The organism is Saccharothrix isguenensis, assembly GCF_052936305.1.
Window position 1 is genome coordinate 7496542 of the sequence record NZ_CP193626.1, and the last position, 20597, is coordinate 7517138.

The following is a 20597-nucleotide window of genomic DNA, read 5'->3' on the forward strand; positions in this document are numbered from 1 at the left end:
ACCTACTCCTTGACCATTCCTGGCCCGCCAGATTTCCGACCTGACGGGCTCGGTCCGCTGCACCCGTCGGGGTTTACTTGGCCTTCTCGAGGATCTCGACAAGACGCCAGCGCTTGGTAGCCGACAGCGGACGCGTCTCCATCAGGAGGACGCGGTCGCCGACGCCGGCGGTGTTCTGCTCGTCGTGCGCCTTCACCTTGGTGGTGGAACGCAGGACCTTCGAGTACCGGGCGTGCTTCTTCCGGTCCTCCAGCGCGACCACGATCGTCTTGTCCATCTTGTCGGACACGACGTAGCCCTCGCGGACCTTGCGGTCGTTGCGCACCTCGGTCTTCACTTCGTTGCTCTCGCTCATGCCGCACCCTCACCAGTGGAAACCGCGTCGGGGGAGGCCGAGAGGCCCAGCTCCCGCTCCCGCATCACGGTGTAGATCCGGGCGATCTCATGCCGGACCGTGCGCAGGCGGCGGTTGTTGTCGAGCTGCCCGGTGGCCATCTGGAAGCGGAGGTTGAACAGCTCCTCCTTCGCCTCCCTCAGGCGCAGCACGAGCTCTTCCTCGGTGAGCTCACGCAGCTCGGAAGCGGTGGTACCCGCTGCCATCAGAACTCACCACCCTCACGCGTAACGATGCGGCACTTCATCGGGAGCTTGTGGATCGCGCGACGCAGCGCCTCGCGGGCCACAGCCTCGTTCGGGAAGCTCATCTCGAAGAGCACCCGACCCGGCTTGACGTTGGCCACCCACCACTCCGGCGAACCCTTACCGGAACCCATGCGGGTCTCGGCCGGCTTCTTGGTCAGCGGGCGGTCCGGGAAGATGTTGATCCAGACCTTGCCACCACGGCGGATGTGCCGGGTGATGGCGATACGAGCCGACTCGATCTGCCGGTTGGTCACGTAGGCGGGCTCCAGAGCCTGGATGCCGAACTCGCCGAAGGTGACCCTCGTGCCGCCCTTGGCAGCACCGGATCGTCCGGGGTGGTGCTGCTTGCGGTGCTTAACCCTGCGCGGGATGAGCACGACTCAGCCCTCCGTCTTCTCTTCGGTCGGCGCGGCGGCCTGGTCGCCCGCAGCGGCCCGGCCGGCCTCGGTGCTGGTCGCGGTGGTGCCGCTGGCGCCCGAACGACGCGCCCTGTTCGGGCGGTCGGCACGGTCGCGGTCGCGGCGCGGCGCGCGGTCGGCCGCCGGAGCGGCGTCACGCTCTCGCTTGGCGCTGAGGCCACCGACAATGTCGCCCTTGTAGATCCACACCTTCACGCCGATACGGCCGAACGTGGTGCGGGCCTCGAAGAAGCCGTAGTCGATGTCGGCACGCAGCGTGTGCAGCGGCACGCGGCCATCGCGGTAGTGCTCGGAACGGGACATCTCGGCACCGCCGAGACGACCGCCGCACTGCACGCGGATGCCCTTCACCTGGGGTGAGCGCATGGCCGACTGGATGGCCTTGCGCATCGCGCGGCGGAAGGCGACCCGGTTGGACAGCTGCTCCGCCACGCCCTGCGCGACGAGCTGCGCGTCCGACTCGGGGCTCTTCACCTCGAGGATGTTGAGCTGCACCTGCTTCTTGGTGAGCTTCTCCAGCTCACCGCGGATGCGGTCGGCCTCGGCGCCGCGACGGCCGATGACGATGCCCGGCCGGGCGGTGTGGATGTCGACGCGAACCCGGTCACGGGTGCGCTCGATCTCCACCTTGGAGATGCCGGCCCGCTCCATGCCCTTGGAGAGCAGCTTGCGGATCTTGACATCCTCGCCCACGTACTCGGCGTACTGCTTGTCGGCGTACCAGCGGGACTTCCAGTCCGTGGTGATACCAAGTCGGAAGCCGTGCGGGTTGATTTTCTGGCCCACTACCGAGCCCCCTTCCTGTCAGCGCCGGCCTTCGCGCTGGTCTTCTTCGGACGGCTCTCCACCTCGACGGTGATGTGGCTCGTCCGCTTGCGGATCCGGTAAGCGCGGCCCTGGGCGCGCGGCCGGAAACGCTTGAGGGTCGGGCCCTCGTCCACGTAGATCTTCGACACCCAGAGGGTGTCGGGGTCCAGGGACAGGTTGTTCTCGGCGTTGGCCACGGCGCTCTGCAGCACCTTGCGGACCGGCTCACTTGCCGCCTGCGGCGCGAACTGGAGCACGGCCAGGGCCTCGCTGGCGCTACGACCCCTGATGAGCTCGACGACGCGACGCACCTTCATGGGCGTGTCACGGACGTAGCGAGCCCGAGCCACGGCGCGCGGGAGCTCCGGCGCTTCGGCTTCGTTACGGGCGTTCATCGCTGCTTCCCCTTGCTCTTCCTCTAGTTCGTCGCCTAGCGACGGCGCGACTTCCGGTCGTCCTTGATGTGGCCCTTGAACGTGCGGGTCGGGGCGAATTCGCCGAGCTTGTGCCCGACCATCGCTTCCGAGACGAACACCGGCACGTGCTTGCGGCCGTCGTGCACCGCGATCGTGTGGCCCAACATGTCGGGGATGATCGTCGACCGGCGGGACCAGGTCTTGATCACGGTCTTCTTGCCCGACTCGTTGAGAACGTCCACCTTCTTGAGCAGGTGGTCGTCCACGAAGGGGCCCTTCTTAAGGCTGCGAGGCATCCTTCACTCCCTCCCTGCTCAGCGCTTCTTACCGGTGCGACGACGCCGGACGATGAGCTTGTCGCTTGGCTTCTTGCGGCTACGGGTACGACCCTCGGGCTTGCCCGCCGGGTTCACCGGGTGGCGACCACCGGAGGTCTTGCCCTCACCACCACCGTGCGGGTGGTCGACCGGGTTCATGGCCACACCGCGGACGGTGGGCTTGCGACCCTTCCACCGCATCCGGCCCGCCTTGCCCCAGTTGATGTTCTGGTGCTCGGCGTTGCCGACCTCGCCGACCGTGGCGCGGCACCGGACGTCCACGTTGCGGATTTCGCCCGAGGGCATCCGCAGCTGGGCGTAGGGGCCGTCCTTGGCGACGAGCTGCACGCTGGCGCCTGCCGACCGGGCGATCTTCGCGCCGCCGCCGGGGCGGAGCTCGATCGCGTGGACCACCGTGCCGACCGGGATGTTGCGCAGCGGCAGGTTGTTGCCCGGCTTGATGTCAGCCTTCGGGCCGTTCTCCACCATGTCGCCCTGCGACAACTTCGCCGGCGCGATGATGTACCGCTTCTCGCCGTCGAGGTAGTGCAGCAGCGCGATGCGCGCGGTGCGGTTGGGGTCGTACTCGATGTGAGCGACCTTGGCCGGCACGCCGTCCTTGTCGGTGCGACGGAAATCGATGAGGCGGTACGCCCGCTTGTGGCCACCACCCTTGTGCCGCGTCGTGATCTTGCCCGATGCGTTGCGGCCACCACGGCCGTGCAGCGGGCGGACCAGCGACTTCTCCGGCGTCGTCCGAGTGATCTCGGCGAAGTCGGAGACGCTCGCACCGCGACGACCGGGGGTCGTCGGCTTGTACTTGCGAATGCCCATCTCTACGCAGTCCTCGTCGTCATCAGGCGGCCGGGCCGCCGAAGATCTCGATCGGCTTGCTCTCGGCGGACAGCGTCACGATGGCGCGCTTGGTGTCCTTGCGCTTGCCATAACCGGTCCGGGTGCGCTTGCGCTTGCCCTGGCGGTTGAGCGTGTTGACGCTGACGACCTTGACGCCGAAGACCTTCTCCACGGCAATCTTGATCTGGGTCTTGTTCGAGCCGGGAGCCACCACGAAGGTGTACTTGTTCTCCTCGAGCAGCCCGTAGGACTTCTCGGAGATGACCGGCGCGAGCAGGATGTCCCGGTGGTCGGGGATCACTTCGCGGCCTCCTCGTCCGACTCCGACGACTCGGCGGTGGCCTCGGCAGAGCCCTGGCCGCGCTGGGCCTTGCTCGCCAGGAACACGTCGAGCGCGTCCTTGGTGAACACCACGTCGTCGTTGACCAGCACGTCGTAGGTGTTGAGCTGGTCCGGCGCGATGATGTGCACGTGCGGCAGGTTGCGCAGGCTGACCCACGAAACCTCGTCAGTGCGCAGCAGCACGGCCAGCACGCGGCGTGCCTCGGTGACCGTCTCGACCACCTTGCGGGCCGCCTTGGTCGACGGAGCGTCGCCCTCGACGAAACCGCTCACCACGTGCACCTGGCCGGCGCGCGCCCGGTCGGAGAGGGCACCGCGCAGGGCGGCGGCCTTCATCTTCTTGGGGGTGCGCTGGCTGTAGTCACGCGGCTGGGGGCCGTGGACGACGCCACCACCGGCGAACTGGGGCGCACGGGTCGAGCCCTGACGGGCGCGGCCGGTGCCCTTCTGCCGGTAGGGCTTCTTGCCACCACCGCGAACTTCGCCGCGGGTCTTCGTGGAGTGCGTGCCCTGGCGTGCCGCGGCCAGCTGGGCCACGACGACCTGGTGCAGCAGCGCCACGTTCGCCTGCGCGTCGAAGATCGCGGGGGGCAGCTCGACGGAACCGTCGGTCGCGCCTGCCGGGGTGCGGATCTCAACGGAAGTCATGATCAGGCACCACCCTTCGCAGCGGTCTTGATGAACACGGTGCCGCCCTTGGGGCCGGGAACCGCGCCCTTGATGAGCAGCAGGCCGGACTCGGCGTCAACGCGGTGCACCTTGAGGTTCTGGGTGGTCACGCGGACGTGGCCCATGCGGCCAGCCATGCGCATGCCCTTGAACACGCGACCCGGGGTGGCGCAACCGCCGATGGAACCGGGGGAACGGTGCTTGCGCTGCGTGCCGTGGCTCGCGCCGAGGCCGTGGAACCCGTGGCGCTTCATGACACCCGCGGTGCCCTTGCCCTTGCTGGTGCCGACCACGTCGACCACCGCGCCGGCCTCGAAGACCTCGGCGGTGATTTCCTGGCCGACCGTGTACTCGGACGCGTCCGTGGTGCGCAGCTCCGCCAAGTGCCGGCGGGGCGTGACGCCCGCCTTGGCGTAGTGGCCCGCGACGGGCCTGTTGACCTTGCGCGGGTCGATCGCGCCGAACGCCAACTGCACGGCCGAGTAGCCGTCGATTTCCTGGGTCCGAACCTGGGTGACCACGTTCGGCTCGGCCTTGACGACGGTAACCGGAACGATCCGGTTGTTCTCGTCGAAGACCTGAGTCATGCCGAGCTTGGTGCCCAGGAGGCCCTTAACCTGCCTGTCAGACATGGGTCTCGTTACTCTCCGCCCCAAATGGGATCAACACTGCCGCGTCCAACGCTTACTGGATGTTGACGTCGACGCTCGCCGGCAGGTCGATGCGCATGAGCGCGTCCACCGTCTTCGGCGTCGGGTCGAGGATGTCGATCAGACGCTTGTGCGTGCGCATCTCGAAGTGCTCGCGCGAGTCCTTGTACTTGTGCGGCGAGCGGATGACGCAGTAAACGTTCTTCTCAGTGGGCAGCGGCACAGGCCCGACGACCCGAGCGCCGGTGCGCGTCACGGTCTCGACGATCTTGCGCGCGGACGCGTCGATCGCCTCGTGGTCGTAGGCCTTGAGCCGGATGCGGATCTTCTGTCCCGCCATGATGGCTTGCCGTTCCTCTGCTTCTAGTACCGCTGCGGTGCGGGCACCTTGCACGAGGTCACGGGACCTCCGGCGCGCTCCGCCCCCTATTCAGGATTGACACCGAGCGGTGTCACGGTGCCCGGTCCACGCGGTCGGGCGTGTCGCGCCCCAACGCACAGACCGGTCCCACTGTTGAAACCTGTGGGATTGCATTACTCGATCAAACCCCACTCGTGACGGGGCGGCCGAGTCCAGAACTCGAACCGGCCGCCCCGACGAGCAACCCGTCAATGGTCGCACACGTAGGTGCGCAGACCAAATCGGGGGTGTGGTTGTAGAGCTAGATCACTTGATGATCTTGGTGACCGAGCCCGCACCCACGGTGCGACCACCCTCGCGGATGGCGAACCGCAGACCCTCGTCCATGGCGATCGGCTGGATCAGCTTCACGGCCATGGTCGTGGTGTCGCCCGGCATGACCATCTCGGTGCCCTCGGGGAGGGTCACGACGCCGGTCACGTCGGTCGTGCGGAAGTAGAACTGAGGGCGGTAGTTGTTGAAGAACGGCGTGTGGCGGCCACCCTCGTCCTTCGACAGGATGTAGACCTGCGCGTCGAACTCGGTGTGCGGGGTCGTGGTGCCCGGCTTCACGATCACCATGCCGCGCTCCACCTCCTCGCGCTTCACGCCGCGGAGCAGCAGCGCCGCGTTGTCGCCGGCGCGACCCTCGTCGAGGAACTTCTTGAACATCTCGATCGAGGTGACCGTGGTCTTCTTCGAGGTCTCCTTGATGCCGACGATCTCGACCTCTTCGTTGACCTTGACGATGCCGCGCTCGATACGACCGGTCACCACGGTGCCGCGGCCGGTGATCGTGAAGACGTCCTCGACCGGCATGAGGAACGGACGGTCGACCTCGCGCTCCGGCTCCGGGATGTTCTCGTCCACGGCGGCCATGAGGCCGAGCAGCGCCTTGCCCCACTCGGCGTCGCCCTCCAGCGCCTTCAGCGCGGAGACGCGGACGACCGGCAGGTCGTCACCGGGGAACTCGTACTCGGAGAGCAGCTCGCGGACCTCGAGCTCGACGAGCTCCAGGATCTCCTCGTCGTCCACCATGTCGGCCTTGTTCAGGGCCACCACGATGTAGGGCACACCGACCTGGCGGGCCAGGAGCACGTGCTCCTTGGTCTGCGGCATCGGGCCGTCGGTCGCCGCGACCACCAGGATGGCGCCGTCCATCTGCGCCGCACCGGTGATCATGTTCTTGATGTAGTCGGCGTGACCGGGGCAGTCGACGTGCGCGTAGTGCCGGTTCGCCGTCTGGTACTCGATGTGCGCGATCGAGATCGTGATACCGCGCTGCTTCTCCTCCGGCGCCTTGTCGATCTGGTCGAACGGCGTGAAGGGGTTCAGGTCCGGGAACTCGTCGTGCAGCACCTTGGAAATCGCCGCGGTCAGCGTCGTCTTCCCGTGGTCGATGTGACCGATGGTGCCGATGTTGACGTGCGGCTTCGTCCGCTCGAACTTCGCCTTCGCCACTGGATTGTCCTCCTGGACTTCTATTGCTTAGCCCGGCGGGCGGATTGCTGCCCGCCGGACGTCACGTCAGGGTCGGTTGTTGCGGACCCCGGGGCGATCCCCCCGGAGAGCCCGCGTGGTGCTGCGGTGCTCCGGTTGGGGTTACTCGCCCGTAGCCTTCGCGATGATCTCCTTCGCCACGTTCGCGGGAACCTCGGCGTAGGAGTCAAAGGTCATCGAGTAGTTCGCGCGACCCTGGGTCCTGGACCTCAGGTCGCCGACATACCCGAACATCTCCGACAGCGGGACCAGCGCCTTGACGACACGGGCACCACTGCGCTCTTCCATGGCCTGGATCTGACCACGGCGGGAGTTCAAGTCGCCGATCACGTCGCCCATGTAGTCCTCGGGCGTGGTGACCTCGACGGCCATCAACGGCTCGAGGATGGCAGGGCTCGCCAGGCGGGCCGCTTCCTTGAGCGCCATGGAGCCCGCGATCTTGAACGCCATTTCCGACGAGTCGACCTCGTGGTAGGCGCCGTCGACCAGCGTCAGCTTGACGCCCACCAGCGGGTAACCCGCCAGCACGCCGTACTGCATCGCGTCCTGGGCGCCCGCGTCCACCGACGGGATGTACTCCCGGGGGATGCGACCGCCGGTGACCCCGTTGACGAACTCGTAGAGAGCGCCGTCCTCGGTCTTCTCCAGCGGCTCCAGGTCGATGAGGACCTTGGCGAACTGGCCCGAACCACCGGTCTGCTTCTTGTGGGTGTAGGAGTACTTCTCCACCTTGCGGCGGATCGTCTCCCGGTACGCCACCTGCGGCTTGCCGATGTTGGCCTCGACCTTGAACTCGCGGCGCATGCGGTCCACCAGGATGTCCAGGTGGAGCTCGCCCATGCCGGCGATGATGGTCTGACCGGTCTCCTGGTCGAGGTTGACCCGGAACGTCGGGTCCTCCTCGGCCAGCTTCTGGATCGCGGTGCCCAGCTTCTCCTGGTCGGCCTTCGTCTTGGGCTCGATCGCCACCTGGATGACCGGCTCGGGGAAGGTCATGGACTCCAGCACGATGGGGTTCTGCGGGTCGCAGAGGGTCTCACCGGTGGTGGTGTCCTTCAGGCCGATGACGGCGTAGATGTGGCCCGCCATGGCCTCGTCGACCGGGTTCTCCTTGTTGGCGTGCATCTGGAAGATCTTCCCGATGCGCTCCTTGCGGTCCTTGGTCGAGTTGATGACCTGGGTGCCCGCGGCGACCTTGCCCGAGTAGACCCGGATGTAGGTGAGCTTGCCGAAGAACGGGTGGGCCGCGATCTTGAACGCGAGCGCCGAGAACGGCTCCTCGGTCTTGGGCGCGCGGAAGGCAGGCGTCTCGCCGTCCTGGAGCGTGCCCTCGACCGGCGGGAGGTCCAGCGGAGCCGGCAGGTAGTCGATCACCGCGTCGAGCATGGGCTGGACGCCCTTGTTCTTGAACGCGGAGCCGCACAGCACCGGGTAGCCGGAGCGGTTCTTGACGATCGCCCGGATGCCCGTCTTGATCTGCTCGACGGAGAACGCCTCGCCGGCGAGGTACATCTCCATCAGCTCGTCGTCGGTGTCGGCGACGGCCTCCACCAACTGCTCGCGGTACTCGGCGGCCTTGTCGGCGAGGTCGGCCGGGATCTCCTCGACCGTGTAGTCCTCGCCCTTCTGGACCTCGCCACGCCAGGTCAGCGCGCGCATCTCGACGAGGTCGATCACGCCGATGAAGTCGCTTTCCGACCCGATCGGGAGCTGGATCGGCAGCGGCTTCGCACCCAGGCGCTCCTGGATGGTGCGGACGGTGAAGTAGAAGTCCGCGCCGAGCTTGTCCATCTTGTTGACGAAGCAGATGCGCGGGACGTCGTACTTGGTGGCCTGCCGCCAGACCTGCTCGGACTGGGGCTCGACACCTTCCTTGCCGTCGAACACCGCGACGGCGCCGTCGAGCACCCGCAGGTTCCGCTCGACCTCGACGGTGAAGTCGACGTGGCCCGGCGTGTCGATGATGTTGATCTGGTGGTTCTTCCAGAAGCAGGTCGTCGCGGCCGACGTGATCGTGATGCCGCGCTCCTGCTCCTGCTCCATCCAGTCCATCACCGCGGCGCCGTCGTGGACCTCGCCGATCTTGTAGCTGATCCCGGTGTAGAACAGGATCCGCTCGGTCGTCGTGGTCTTGCCCGCGTCGATGTGGGCCATGATCCCGATGTTGCGGACCTTGGCCAGGTCGGTGAGCACGTCCTGTGCCACGGGTTTCTTCCCCTGTCTTGAGCTAGCTGGTAGCAGGCTCACTAGGGCCGGGAGGCGCCAGGCGGGACAACTCGGGGCTGTCCCGCCGGGCGGCACGTCACCAGCGGTAGTGGGCGAAGGCCTTGTTCGACTCGGCCATCTTGTGCGTGTCCTCGCGGCGCTTGACGCTCGCGCCCAAGCCGTTGCTCGCGTCGAGCAGCTCGTTCATCAGGCGCTCGATCATGGTCTTCTCACGGCGCTGCCGGGAGTAGGTGATCAGCCAGCGCAGCGCCAGCGTGGTCGAGCGGCCGGGCTTGACCTCGATCGGCACCTGGTAGGTGGCGCCACCGACGCGGCGGGACTTCACCTCGAGTGCCGGCTTGACGTTGTCCAGCGCGCGCTTGAGCGTCACGACCGGGTCGGTGCCGTTCTTGTCGCGGGCGCCTTCGAGGGCGCCGTACACGATCCGCTCGGCCACGGAGCGCTTGCCGTCGACCAGCACCTTGTTGATGAGCTGGGTCACCAGCGGAGAGCTGTAGACCGGGTCGGTGATCAGCGGCCGCTTCGGGGCCGGTCCCTTGCGGGGCATCAGCTCTTCTCCTTCTTCGCGCCGTAGCGGCTGCGAGCCTGCTTACGGTTCTTCACGCCCTGCGTGTCGAGCGACCCGCGGATGATCTTGTACCGAACGCCGGGGAGGTCCTTCACACGACCGCCGCGGACGAGCACCATCGAGTGCTCCTGGAGGTTGTGGCCCTCACCGGGGATGTAGGCCGTCACCTCGATACCGCTCGTCAGCTTCACGCGGGCGACCTTGCGCAGCGCCGAGTTCGGCTTCTTGGGCGTGGTCGTGTAGACGCGGGTGCACACACCGCGCCGCTGCGGGCTGCCCTTGAGCGCCGCGGTCTTCTGCTTGGCGACCTTGTCCTGCCGGCCCTTGCGGACCAGCTGCTGGATCGTTGGCATACGCCGGCTGCTTCTTCCGTTTGCGTGCCCGCCGCGTGGGCGACGAGCGCTGTTTACTTGGTCCCTCTCTGCACCCGAGGTCGGGCGTGTCGCTGCCCTCGGCGGAGCCGAAAGGGCAACGCCATCTCCTCAGGTCCGCAGGCGACATCCCAGGATGCCCCTACGCGTGGAGGTCACCGCGGCCGGCTTTCCAGCACCACTGGCGCGTAGGCACGCGGAGCGGCCCGACATGGGTCGGGCACGAGTACCAAAGATACCCCGCTTGGTTCCCACGGGTCAAAACGGATCCGCGCTGCGCCTGCGCTCGAAGTGGTCGGCCGCAAGGCGGAAGAGCTACTCGACGCCCATCAGAACACGGACGCGGCGACGTCGCAGCGTGGCGAGACCGCCGATTCACCCGATCGTGCCGTCGATTCAGGGACGGGTGACCTTGCTCACCGGCACCCCGCGAGATCGGCCGGTCACCGGGGCCGGTCACACTGACGGGGTGAACTCGGACCTCGTCGCGGGCATGGCGGCGCTCGTGGCCGCCGACGCGGCGCCCGAGGTGCTCGCGGTGCGCGGCGACGTCGTGGTGGTCCGGGTCGCGGACGTGGTGCTCAAGGCGCACGAACCGGGCACCGACCTCGCGGTGCTCACGGCGCGGCTCCGGGTGGCCGCCGACCCGCGGTTGGGTGGACTCCTGCTGACGCCCCGGTCCGCGCCCGCGGTGGTGCTCGGACGGGTGGTGACGGCGTGGCCGCTGGGCACGCCGGTGCCGCAGGCCGAGCCGGAGGACCTGCCGATGGAGGCCGCCGGGGAGATGCTGGCGGCGTTGCACCGGTTCGCCGCCGACGACTTCGCGCCGCCCGTGCCGCTCGCCGGGGCGCACCCCCGGATGGAACGGGCCGTGCGCGACCTGACCCTGGACACGCCCGCCGCGCGACTGGTGCGACGGGCGTTCACGACGCTGCCGGAGTTCGACCGGGCCGGGACCACCCTCATCCACGGCGACTGGCACCTCGGTCAACTGGTGTGGCGGGACGGGTACCGGTTGATCGACGTGGACGACCTGGGCGTCGGCGACCCGGCGTGGGACCTGGCCCGGCCGGCCGCGCTGCACGCGGCGGGTGTGCTGGACGCCGAGGCGTGGGGGCGGCTGCTCGGGTCGTACCTCGGTGCCGGCGGGGCCGGTGTGCCGCGGGACGACCCCTGGTCCGCGCTGGAGGCGCCGGCGCGCGCTTTGGTCGTGCAGATGGCCGCGCGTGCCCTTTCCGCTGCGCAGCGCGACGAGAAGGAGTTGACCGAAGCCCAGGAAGCGCTGATCGACGCGTGCGCCCGCATCGTGTCGACCCATGAACCCATTCCGCGCGGCTAATATCGGATTTATCGCGTCAAGAGCAGGAGGCTCACACGATGCAGTGTCCCAAGTGTCATGCGAACATGCGCACCTTCGACCGCATGGGCGTGCACATCGAGCAGTGTGATGGCTGCCGCGGGGTCTTCCTCGACTACGGCGAGCTCGAGGCCATCACCCGCTTGGAGCAGCAGATGGCACCGCCGCCCCCGCCGCCCGTCGCGCCGCAGCCGGCGCAGGTGCACTACGTCCAGCAGCCGGTCCAGCCGGGTTGGGGCGCCGCACCGGGGTACGGCAGCCACGGCGGTCACTACGGCCACCGGAAGCACCGCGGTCTGGGCGGGCTGTTCTTCTCGTCCTGACCTTCCGGTCCGTTCCTTCGACGGTGGCCCCGCGCCTGTGCGCGGGGCCACCGTTGCAACTACCGAAAAACCGGGTGATAATCGGTAGTGACCGGAGGAGGCCCGCCATGTCCGTCGCCACCGAGGCCGCGCAGATCCGTGACCTGTTCGATCGGATCGAGGAGATCGAAGAGGTCGCGTCGAGCCTGGCGGAGGGCGACGAGCGGCGGCGCAAGCTGCACGGCGTGGTGACGAAGACCCTGCGCAAGGCCCCGCCGGTGCGTCCGGTGGTGGCCGGCGAACTGCTGGACCTGACCGAGAAGACGGTCAAGGCGTGGGCGCGCGAGGGCGTGCTCGCCATCCACAGCCGTGAGCCCCGGATGTTGTTGGACGCCGAGCGGCTGCACGCGGTGCTGCACGTGGTGGCGGACCTGAGGCGGGCCGGCAGGAGCCGCGCGCTGCTGGACGAGGTGCACCGGCGGTTGAGCGATTCGGCGCTGCTGGAGCGCGAGGACCTGGCCGACAGCCTGGCGCAGATGCACCGCGGTGAAGGACGCGTGGTGCGCTGATCAAGGTCGTCGAGACGCCGGTCGCGAGTCATCAGGCGGCGGGTCTGCGCGGAGCCGCACGCGTGGCGTACGACAGGTTCCTGGACGAACTGGCGCACAGCGGGTGCCTGGCTCTCGGGTACCGCGTGACGGGCCCTGAACCACTGCCCCGGCTCTGCGTGAAGCACCTCCGCGGCGCCGACCGCGTGGTGGTCGCGTTCCCCGCCCCCCGGACCGCGTGGGTCTTGCTCGTCGGACCGCACGACGACGATCCCGGCCGGGACCTCTACGAGACTTTGTACGAACTCGCGGGCGTGCGCCCGAAGCTGACCGAGAAGCGCACCAAACCACCGTGCTGCGAGGACGCCGCTCCCCCGGTCGCCGACGTGGACCTGGTCGACGACCTGGTGGCCCGGGCCCGCGCCCTCGCCAAGTCCCGCCGCCGCTCGCCCTGACTCTTCCCGCCGCCTCGGCGCGCGGAATGCGAAAGGCCCCCGGAGCGGGAGGCTCCGGGGGCCTTTCAGGCAACTAGCTGCTTCAGCGGTAGTCGCGGCCGAAGTCGTAGTCGTCCAGCGGGACGGCTGCGCCGGTACCCGTGCCGAAGACGTCCGGCGTGTAGTAGCCGTCGTCGTAGCTCGGGATGGCGTACGCCGCCGCGCGGGCTTCCTCGGTCGGCTGCACCTGGATGTTCCGGTACCGGTTGATGCCGGTGCCGGCCGGGATCAGCTTGCCGATGATCACGTTCTCCTTCAGGCCGATGAGCTTGTCCGAACGCCCGTTGATGGCGGCGTCCGTCAACACCCTCGTCGTCTCCTGGAAGGAGGCCGCCGACAACCACGAGTCCGTGGCCAGCGACGCCTTCGTGATACCCATCAGCACCGGACGACCGGCAGCGGGCTCGCCGCCTTCGGCCACCACGGCCCGGTTGCCCGACTCGAACTCCGCGCGCTCGACCAGCGAGCCCGGCAGGAACTCGGTCGCACCCGAGTCGATGATCGTCACCCGGCGCAGCATCTGCCGGACGATGACCTCGATGTGCTTGTCGTGGATCGCCACGCCCTGGGCCCGGTAGACCTTCTGGACCTCACCGACCAGGTGCAGCTGGGCCTCACGCGGGCCCATCACGCGCAGCACCTCGTGCGGGTCGGGCGTGCCTTCCAGCAGCTGCTGGCCGACACCCACGTGGTCGCCGTCCTGCAGCGGACCGGTGGCCGTGTTCGCGAGCCGCTGACGCTTGGACAGCTTCTCGAAGATGATCTCCTCGGACCCGTCGTCCGGGATGAGGGTGATCTTCCAGAAACGGTCGCCGTCCTCGATGCGCACCCGGCCGTCGACGTCCGCGATGGGCGCCTTGCCCTTCGGCACCCGGGCCTCGAACAGCTCCTGCACACGGGGCAGACCGGTGGTGATGTCGTCACCGGCCACACCACCCTGGTGGAAGGTGCGCATCGTGAGCTGCGTGCCCGGCTCACCGATGGACTGCGCGGCCACGATGCCGACGGCCTCGCCGACGTCGACCAGCTTGCCGGTCGCCATCGAGCGGCCGTAGCAGGACGCGCACACACCGACCGCGGACTCACAGGTCAGCACCGAGCGGACCTTGACCTTGGTCACGCCCGCCTCGATGAGCGTGGCCAGCGCCGGGTCGCCCAGGTCGTCGCTCCGGTTGAGCACGACGTTGCCGTTGGCGTCGGTGATCTCCTCGGCGATGGTCCGCGCGTACACGCTGGTCTGCGCGAACTCGGCCAGCACGACCTTGTCGCCCTGGCGCTCACCGACGATCATGTTCACGCCACGCGTGGTGCCGCAGTCGACCTCGCGGATGATGACGTCCTGCGAGACGTCCACCAGACGACGGGTCAGGTAGCCCGAGTCCGCCGTGCGCAGCGCGGTGTCGGCCAGACCCTTGCGGGCGCCGTGCGTGGCGATGAAGTACTCCAGCACCGACAAGCCCTCGCGGAACGAGCTCTTGATCGGGCGCGGGATGTACTCGCCCTTCGGGTTGGTCACCAGACCACGCATACCGGCCAGCGAGCGGACCTGGGTCATGTTGCCCGCCGCCCCGGACATCACGATCATGCGGATCGAGTTGTCCTCGGGGAAGTTGGCCTCCATCACCTCGGCGACCTCTTCGGTGGCCTTGGTCCACACCTTGACCAGCTCGTTGTTGCGCTCCGTGTGGGAGAGCTGACCGCGCTGGTAGCGCTTCTCGACCGCGTCCGCGAGCTTCTCGTGCTCGTCCAGGATGCCCTGCTTGGCTTCCGGCACCAGCACGTCGGAGATCGCGACCGTGACGCCCGACCGGGTGGCCCAGTAGAAACCGGCGTCCTTCAGCTTGTCCAGCGTCCGGGCGACGGTCACCATCGGGTACCGCTCGGCGAGGTCGTTGATGATCGTGGCCTGCCGCTTCTTGGGCATGACCTCGTTGATGAACGCGTAGTCCTGCGGCAGGACCTCGTTGAACAGCACGCGACCGAGGGTGGTCGTGGCCAGCCACGGCTGACCGGGCTCCCAGCCCTCCGGCTCCTGGCCCTTCGGCGGGTTCTTGTCCGTGATCCGGATCTTGACCATGGCCTGGAGACCGAGGACCTTGCGGTCGAACGCCATCTGCGCCTCGGCCGGCGAGGAGTAGGCCTGGCCTTCGCCGAGGTCGCCCTCCTTGTGCCGGGTCAGGTGGAACAGGCCGGTCACCATGTCCAGACGCGGCATGGCCAGCGGCTTGCCCGACGCGGGCGAGAGGATGTTGTTCGAGGACAGCATCAGCACGCGCGCCTCGGCCTGGGCCTCGGCGGACAGCGGCAGGTGGACCGCCATCTGGTCACCGTCGAAGTCGGCGTTGAACGCCTCGCAGACCAGCGGGTGGAGCTGGATGGCCTTGCCCTCGACCAGCTGCGGCTCGAACGCCTGGATGCCCAGTCGGTGCAGCGTGGGCGCCCGGTTCAGCAGCACGGGGTGCTCGGTGATGACCTCTTCCAGCACGTCCCACACGGCGGGGCGCGCGCGCTCCACCATCCGCTTGGCGGACTTGATGTTCTGCGCGTGGTTGAGGTCGACCAGCCGCTTCATCACGAACGGCTTGAACAGCTCCAGCGCCATCTGCTTGGGCAGACCGCACTGGTGCAGCTTCAGCTGCGGGCCGACCACGATGACCGAACGGCCCGAGTAGTCGACGCGCTTGCCGAGCAGGTTCTGGCGGAACCGGCCCTGCTTGCCCTTGAGGAGGTCGGACAGCGACTTGAGCGGCCGGTTGCCCGGACCCGTCACCGGCCGGCCGCGGCGGCCGTTGTCGAACAGCGCGTCGACGGCCTCCTGCAGCATCCGCTTCTCGTTGTTGACGATGATCTCGGGCGCGCCGAGGTCGATCAGTCGCTTGAGGCGGTTGTTCCGGTTGATGACCCGGCGGTACAGGTCGTTCAGGTCGGACGTGGCGAAGCGGCCACCGTCGAGCTGCACCATCGGGCGCAGGTCCGGCGGGATGACCGGGACGCAGTCCAGGACCATGCCCTGCGGGTTGTTGCGGGTCGCCTGGAAGGCGGCCACGACCTTCAGCCGCTTGAGGGCGCGGAGCTTCTTCTGGCCCTTGCCGCTGCGGATGGTCTCGCGCAGCACGTCGGCTTCGGCGTCCACGTCGTAGTCACCCAGGAGCCGCTGGATGGCCTCGGCGCCCATGGCGCCGGTGAAGTAGTCGCCGTAGCGGTCGTACAGCTCGCGGTACAGCATCTCGTCCGCGATCAGCTGGGCGCGCTCGAGCTTGGTGAAGGTGGACCAGATCTCGTCGAGCCGGTCCAGCTCGCGCTGGGCGCGGTCGCGGAGCTGGCGCATCTCACGCTCGCCGCCCTCCTTGACCTTGCGGCGGACGTCGGACTTGGCGCCCTCCGCCTCCAGCTCGGCCAGGTCGGCTTCCAGCTTCTGCGCCCGTGCCTCGACGTCCGCGTCACGGCGGTTCTCGACGCGCTTGCGCTCGACCTGCATCTCGTTCTCGAGCGTGGGCAGGTCGTTGTGGCGCAGCTCGGTGTTCACGCCCACGATCACGTAGGCCGCGAAGTAGATGATCTTCTCGAGGTCCTTGGGAGCCAGGTCGAGCAGGTAGCCCAACCGGCTGGGGACGCCCTTGAAGTACCAGATGTGCGTGACGGGCGCGGCCAGTTCGATGTGGCCCATCCGCTCACGGCGCACCTTGGCACGCGTCACCTCGACGCCGCAGCGCTCGCAGATGATGCCCTTGAAGCGGACGCGCTTGTACTTGCCGCAGTAGCACTCCCAGTCCCGGGTGGGACCGAAGATCTTCTCGCAGAACAAGCCGTCCTTCTCCGGCTTGAGCGTGCGGTAGTTGATGGTCTCGGGCTTCTTTACCTCGCCGAAGGACCACTGGCGGATGTCATCGGCGGTCGCGAGACCGATACGAAGCTCATCGAAGAAGTTGACGTCGAGCACGTCTACTCTCTTCCCCTTTTTTGGATCGGTTGCCCCAGAAGAGCGGGCTCAGGAGCTGGTGGCGGGGCCACCGGGAGGCATTTCCCCTTTCGGGGGAAGCCACCTCCCGGTGACCGGCGAGGGTCAGTTGACGACGTCGTCCACGGACGGCGACTCGGACCTCGACAGGTTGATGCCGAGGTTCGCTGCCGCGCGTTCGAGGTCTTCGTCATCGCCGTCGCGCATCTCGATCGCGGCACCGTCCGAAGACAGCACCTCGACGTTGAGGCACAGCGACTGGAGCTCCTTGAGCAGCACCTTGAAGGACTCCGGGATACCCGGCTCCGGGATGTTCTCGCCCTTGACGATGGCCTCGTAGACCTTCACGCGGCCGAGCACGTCGTCGGACTTGATGGTGAGCAGTTCCTGGAGGGTGTATGCGGCGCCGTACGCCTGCATCGCCCAGCACTCCATCTCACCGAAGCGCTGGCCACCGAACTGCGCCTTACCACCCAGCGGCTGCTGCGTGATCATCGAGTACGGGCCGGTCGAGCGGGCGTGGATCTTGTCGTCGACCAGGTGCAGCAGCTTCAGGATGTACATGTAGCCGACCGACACCGGGAAGGGGTACGGCTCGCCGCTGCGCCCGTCGAGGAGCACCGCCTTGCCGTTCTCCTTGACCATCCGCTCGCCGTCGCGGTTCGGGATCGTCGAGCCGAGGAGGCCCGTGATCTCGTCCTCGCGAGCGCCGTCGAAGACCGGGGTCGCGGTCTTCGTGCCCGGCTCCACGTCGTACAGGTCCGCCGGCAGGTTCTTCGCCCAGTCCGGGTCCCCGTTGATGCTCCAGCCCTGCTTGGCGATCCACCCGAGGTGGGTCTCCAACACCTGGCCGATGTTCATACGACGCGGCACACCGTGCGTGTTCAGCACGATGTCGACCGGGGTGCCGTCCTCCAGGAACGGCATGTCCTCGACCGGGAGGATCTTGCCGATGACGCCCTTGTTGCCGTGGCGACCGGCGAGCTTGTCGCCGTCCTGGATCTTGCGCTTCTGGGCGACGTAGACGCGGACCAGCTCGTTCACGCCGGGGGGCAGCTCGTCGTCGTCCTCGCGGCTGAACACGCGGATGCCGATGACCTTGCCGTACTCGCCGTGCGGCACCTTCAGCGACGTGTCGCGCACCTCGCGCGCCTTCTCGCCGAAGATCGCGCGGAGCAGGCGCTCCTCCGGGGTCAGCTCGGTCTCGCCCTTGGGCGTGACCTTGCCGACCAGGATGTCGCCGGGCTGGACCTCGGCGCCGATCCGGATGATGCCGCGCTCGTCGAGGTCGGCCAGGACCTCCTCGGAGACGTTCGGGATGTCCCGGGTGATCTCCTCGGCGCCCAGCTTGGTGTCCCGCGCGTCGATCTCGTGCTCCTCGATGTGGATCGAGGTCAGGACGTCGTCCTGGACGAGGCGCTGCGACAGGATGATCGCGTCCTCGTAGTTGTGACCCTCCCACGGCATGATCGCGACGAGCAGGTTCTTGCCCAGCGCCATCTCGCCGTTCTCGGTGCACGGACCGTCGGCCAGCACCTGGCCCACCTGCACCCGGTCGCCCTCGTTCACGATGGGCTTCTGGTTGATGCAGGTGCCCTGGTTGGAGCGGCGGAACTTGTGCAGGCCGTAGGTCTGCCGCGAGCCGTCGTCGGCCATGACCGTGACGTAGTCGGCGGAGATCTCCTCGACCACACCGGTCTTCTTGGCCACCACGACGTCACCGGCGTCGACCGCGGCGCGCAACTCCATGCCGGTGCCGACCAGCGGGGACTCGCTGCGCAGCAGCGGCACCGCCTGGCGCTGCATGTTCGCGCCCATCAGGGCGCGGTTCGCGTCGTCGTGCTCGAGGAACGGGATCATCGCGGTCGCGGCGGACACCATCTGCCGCGGCGAGACGTCCATGTAGTCCACGTCGGACGGGTCGATCTGCTCGACCTCGCCGCCCTTCTTGCGGACCAGGACCTTCTCTTCGAGGAAGTTGCCCTCGTCGTCGATCTTGGCGTTCGCCTGCGCCTTGACGTAGCGGTCTTCCTCGTCGGCCGTCAGGTAGTCGACCTGGTCGGTGACCCGGCCGTCGACGACCTTGCGGTACGGCGTCTCGATGAAGCCGAACGGGTTGACCCGCCCGTAGGAGGACAGCGAGCCGATCAGGCCGATGTTCGGGCCTTCCGGCGTCTCGATCGGGCACATGCGGCCGTAGTGCGACGGGTGGACGTCGCGGACCTCCATGCCGGCGCGCTCACGGGACAGACCACCGGGACCCAGCGCCGACAGGCGGCGCTTGTGGGTCAGACCCGCGAGCGGGTTCGTCTGGTCCATGAACTGCGACAGCTGGGAAGTGCCGAAGAACTCCTTGATCGCCGCCACCACCGGGCGGATGTTGATCAGGGTCTGCGGCGTGATGGCCTCGACGTCCTGGGTCGTCATGCGCTCGCGGACGACGCGCTCCATGCGGGACAGGCCGACCCGGATCTGGTTCTGGATCAGCTCGCCGACGGTGCGCAGGCGGCGGTTGCCGAAGTGGTCGATGTCGTCGACCTCGACGGGGACCTCGACCTCGCCGGGCTTCATCGACGTCTCACCGGCGTGCAGGCGGACCAGGTACTCGATCGTCGTGACGATGTCGTCCTCGGTCAGCACACCCGTGGAGATCGGGGAGGCCAGGCCCAACTTCTTGTTGATCTTGTACCGGCCGACCTTCGCGAGGTCGTAGCGCTTGTCCTTGAAGAACAGGTTCTCCAGCAGCGCCTGCGCGGACTCCTTGGTCGGCGGCTCGCCCGGACGCAGCTTGCGGTAGATGTCGAGCAGTGCCTCGTCGGTGCCCGCGGTGTGGTCCTTCTCCAGCGTCGTCAGCAGCGTCTCGCTGAACGAGAAGCGCTCCCGGATCTGCTCGGTGGTCCAACCCAGGGCCTTCAGCAGCACGGTCACCGGCTGGCGGCGCTTGCGGTCGATGCGGACACCGACCGTGTCGCGCTTGTCGACGTCGAACTCCAGCCAGGCACCCCGGGACGGGATGATCTTGACGCTGAAGACGTCCTTGTCGGTCGTCTTGTCGATCGCGGTGTCGTAGTAGACACCCGGCGAGCGGACGAGCTGGGAAACCACGACCCGCTCGGTGCCGTTGATGATGAACGTGCCCTTGTCGGTCATCATCGGGAAGTCACCCATGAACACCGTCTGGCTCTTGATCTCGCCAGTGGTGTGGTTGGTGAACTCCGCCGTGACGAACAACGGGGCGGCGTACGTCATGTCCTTGTCCTTGCACTCCTCGGTCGAGGCCTTGACCTCGTCGAAGCGCGGGTCGGAGAAGGAGAGCGACATCGAGCCGGAGAAGTCTTCGATCGGAGAGATCTCGTTCAAGACCTCTTCGAGGCCGCCCGTCGGCGCCTCGTCACCTTCGTCGACGCGGCGCTGGAACCACGCCTCGTCGCCGGTGAGCCATTCGAACGACTGAATCTGCAGGTCGAGCAGGTTGGGCGTCTGAAGCGGTTCGTGGATCTTCGCGAAAGAGACTCGCTTCGGCGCTCCGGGAATCCCCGACGTGGAGTTGGTCGCAGCAGTGGCCTTGGTCGCGCGAGAGATCGCCAAGATGCGTCCTTCCAGGGACAGGTAGCTGGCCAGTCAGCGGAACTGGCACGGCTGTCAAGGGTGCGGCGATGCCCGGCAATCCAGCTCTCGGCGAAGGGCAAACGGAAAGAGGGCAGCGCAAAGGAGCAGTCTAGCCACGCGCGCGGCAACTGTCGAGAGGCACCTGGA

21 protein-coding genes are annotated in these 20597 nt (G+C 67.7%); 4 read left to right on the forward strand and 17 right to left on the reverse strand.

What is annotated here, in order from left to right:
• Positions 1 to 73 precede the first annotated feature (73 nt).
• The 15 genes from rpsQ to rpsL all read right to left on the reverse strand — a co-directional run bounded on the left by rpsQ (position 74) and on the right by rpsL (position 10164).
• Positions 74 to 355, reverse strand: coding sequence for a 30S ribosomal protein S17 (gene rpsQ / locus ACRAKI_RS33710; protein WP_033436720.1), 282 nt, complete (start codon positions 353 to 355; stop codon positions 74 to 76).
• On the reverse strand, positions 352 to 600 hold the full coding sequence (gene rpmC, locus ACRAKI_RS33715; protein WP_033428581.1) for a 50S ribosomal protein L29: 249 nt from the start codon (positions 598 to 600) through the stop codon (positions 352 to 354). The genes rpsQ and rpmC overlap by 4 nt, the downstream gene beginning before the upstream one ends.
• Positions 600 to 1019, reverse strand: coding sequence for a 50S ribosomal protein L16 (gene rplP / locus ACRAKI_RS33720; RefSeq protein WP_033436719.1), 420 nt, complete (start codon positions 1017 to 1019; stop codon positions 600 to 602). Before rplP ends, rpmC begins: the two co-directional genes overlap by 1 nt.
• A gap of 3 nt (positions 1020 to 1022) precedes the next feature.
• A complete protein-coding gene (gene rpsC / locus ACRAKI_RS33725; RefSeq protein WP_184925493.1) occupies positions 1023 to 1847 on the reverse strand; it encodes a 30S ribosomal protein S3 in 825 nt (274 codons plus the stop codon).
• Positions 1847 to 2263 (reverse strand): 50S ribosomal protein L22, encoded by a 417-nt coding sequence (rplV, locus tag ACRAKI_RS33730; RefSeq protein WP_184925496.1) that lies wholly within the window; start codon positions 2261 to 2263, stop codon positions 1847 to 1849. The genes rpsC and rplV overlap by 1 nt, the downstream gene beginning before the upstream one ends.
• A gap of 35 nt (positions 2264 to 2298) precedes the next feature.
• Positions 2299 to 2580 carry a 30S ribosomal protein S19 gene (rpsS, locus tag ACRAKI_RS33735; protein WP_033436717.1) on the reverse strand — a complete coding sequence of 94 codons (282 nt, stop codon included), beginning with the start codon at positions 2578 to 2580 and terminating at the stop codon, positions 2299 to 2301.
• An 18-nt stretch (positions 2581 to 2598) separates the two neighbouring features.
• Positions 2599 to 3435 carry a 50S ribosomal protein L2 gene (gene rplB / locus ACRAKI_RS33740; RefSeq protein WP_184925499.1) on the reverse strand — a complete coding sequence of 279 codons (837 nt, stop codon included), beginning with the start codon at positions 3433 to 3435 and terminating at the stop codon, positions 2599 to 2601.
• A gap of 22 nt (positions 3436 to 3457) precedes the next feature.
• Entirely contained in the window at positions 3458 to 3757 is a 300-nt protein-coding gene (rplW, locus tag ACRAKI_RS33745) for a 50S ribosomal protein L23 (protein ID WP_053715234.1), read from the reverse strand.
• Positions 3754 to 4446, reverse strand: coding sequence for a 50S ribosomal protein L4 (rplD, locus tag ACRAKI_RS33750; RefSeq protein ID WP_447004515.1), 693 nt, complete (start codon positions 4444 to 4446; stop codon positions 3754 to 3756). The genes rplW and rplD overlap by 4 nt, the downstream gene beginning before the upstream one ends.
• A gap of 2 nt (positions 4447 to 4448) precedes the next feature.
• On the reverse strand, positions 4449 to 5099 hold the full coding sequence (rplC, locus tag ACRAKI_RS33755) for a 50S ribosomal protein L3 (RefSeq protein WP_447004516.1): 651 nt from the start codon (positions 5097 to 5099) through the stop codon (positions 4449 to 4451).
• Between the two features lie 52 nt (positions 5100 to 5151).
• On the reverse strand, positions 5152 to 5457 hold the full coding sequence (rpsJ, locus tag ACRAKI_RS33760; protein WP_003938093.1) for a 30S ribosomal protein S10: 306 nt from the start codon (positions 5455 to 5457) through the stop codon (positions 5152 to 5154).
• A gap of 327 nt (positions 5458 to 5784) precedes the next feature.
• A complete protein-coding gene (gene tuf, locus ACRAKI_RS33765; protein WP_033436712.1) occupies positions 5785 to 6978 on the reverse strand; it encodes an elongation factor Tu in 1194 nt (397 codons plus the stop codon).
• Between the two features lie 141 nt (positions 6979 to 7119).
• On the reverse strand, positions 7120 to 9222 hold the full coding sequence (fusA, locus tag ACRAKI_RS33770) for an elongation factor G (RefSeq protein WP_447004517.1): 2103 nt from the start codon (positions 9220 to 9222) through the stop codon (positions 7120 to 7122).
• 97 nt (positions 9223 to 9319) lie between these two features.
• Complete coding sequence (gene rpsG / locus ACRAKI_RS33775) at positions 9320 to 9790, reverse strand: 30S ribosomal protein S7 (RefSeq protein ID WP_184925513.1); 471 nt, start codon at positions 9788 to 9790, stop codon at positions 9320 to 9322.
• Entirely contained in the window at positions 9790 to 10164 is a 375-nt protein-coding gene (rpsL, locus tag ACRAKI_RS33780) for a 30S ribosomal protein S12 (protein WP_030473471.1), read from the reverse strand. Before rpsL ends, rpsG begins: the two co-directional genes overlap by 1 nt.
• 487 nt (positions 10165 to 10651) lie before the next feature.
• Between rpsL and ACRAKI_RS33785 the strand changes: the two genes are divergently transcribed.
• The 4 genes from ACRAKI_RS33785 (at position 10652) to ACRAKI_RS33800 (ending at position 12844) form a co-directional block, all read left to right on the forward strand.
• Positions 10652 to 11521, forward strand: coding sequence for a phosphotransferase (locus ACRAKI_RS33785; protein WP_447004518.1), 870 nt, complete (start codon positions 10652 to 10654; stop codon positions 11519 to 11521).
• 38 nt (positions 11522 to 11559) lie between these two features.
• Entirely contained in the window at positions 11560 to 11862 is a 303-nt protein-coding gene (locus ACRAKI_RS33790; protein ID WP_447004519.1) for a TFIIB-type zinc ribbon-containing protein, read from the forward strand.
• Positions 11863 to 11969: 107 nt separating this feature from the next.
• Complete coding sequence (locus ACRAKI_RS33795; RefSeq protein WP_447004520.1) at positions 11970 to 12410, forward strand: hypothetical protein; 441 nt, start codon at positions 11970 to 11972, stop codon at positions 12408 to 12410.
• Positions 12411 to 12472: 62 nt separating this feature from the next.
• Positions 12473 to 12844 carry a hypothetical protein gene (locus ACRAKI_RS33800; RefSeq protein WP_447004521.1) on the forward strand — a complete coding sequence of 124 codons (372 nt, stop codon included), beginning with the start codon at positions 12473 to 12475 and terminating at the stop codon, positions 12842 to 12844.
• A gap of 82 nt (positions 12845 to 12926) precedes the next feature.
• Here ACRAKI_RS33800 and ACRAKI_RS33805 read toward each other — a convergent pair whose 3' ends face one another.
• Positions 12927 to 16823: a DNA-directed RNA polymerase subunit beta' gene (locus tag ACRAKI_RS33805; protein ID WP_447004522.1), complete on the reverse strand. Its 3897-nt coding sequence runs from the start codon at positions 16821 to 16823 to the stop codon at positions 12927 to 12929.
• Between the two features lie 123 nt (positions 16824 to 16946).
• Entirely contained in the window at positions 16947 to 20429 is a 3483-nt protein-coding gene (gene rpoB, locus ACRAKI_RS33810) for a DNA-directed RNA polymerase subunit beta (RefSeq protein WP_447004523.1), read from the reverse strand.
• Positions 20430 to 20597: the final 168 nt, after the last annotated feature.